General features: G+C 33.5%; 2 protein-coding genes. Both read right to left on the reverse strand.

Annotated elements, in window-relative coordinates; genetic code table 11:
* Positions 1-24 precede the first annotated feature (24 nt).
* Entirely contained in the window at positions 25-348 is a 324-nt protein-coding gene (locus DXB63_RS17730) for a hypothetical protein (RefSeq protein WP_122127706.1), read from the reverse strand.
* Positions 349-375: 27 nt separating this feature from the next.
* Positions 376-672 (reverse strand): hypothetical protein (locus DXB63_RS17735; RefSeq protein ID WP_158583730.1); only part of this gene is annotated, 297 nt, incomplete at its 5' end.

The raw sequence follows: 672 nt of genomic DNA on the forward strand, positions 1-672 counted from the left end.
AAATTTTACTCCAAATTTTGTTATTTATGAATTAAACCCTTGGATTAGTTCAGTCGCTTTATCCCATACCTTATCAAAGAAATCATCATCACCGTCAAGGTCTATTGCAATATCACGCATTTCTCTTACTCCGTTTTCATAGCTTTTAGTATTCTCCTTTTCTTTTTCCATCACAGCCTCTTTATATACCATTCCAGCGGAAAATGTATTTCTAAGAGCCAGTTCCAACTTTGACATATCAAGGTCTTTTTCGTCAATTTCATTATATAGCTTAGTAAATTGTTCTACTGCCATATTTTCCGCTTCCCGTTCATTCAGAGATGCTAATTTTTTTGTCTGTTCATCCATTTTTTAATATTCCTTTCTATCTTTTTGTTATTCGTTATTTGGATTATAGTTAATCATGTGCTCAAATGCCTTTGTACGGGCATCGTAAGCAATCATGGTAGATTCATGAATAATATCAAGCTGCTGCTCATGTGACAAACCACATATTTTCGGATATAAGCGTTTATACACATCTATTGCAGTTAATAGCACGATATCATCTTTCCCTACTCCGTGATATATGTCATATATCTTTTGGAAAATAAGAGCTTGCTTTATAGGTATGGAGCTAAGTTTCCCAACTCCTATATATTTCTCGATAGATTTATTCATTCCTACTTCGTT

Origin of the sequence: Bacteroides sp. OM05-12, from assembly GCF_003438995.1 — a bacterium.
Lineage (GTDB): Bacteria > Bacteroidota > Bacteroidia > Bacteroidales > Bacteroidaceae > Bacteroides.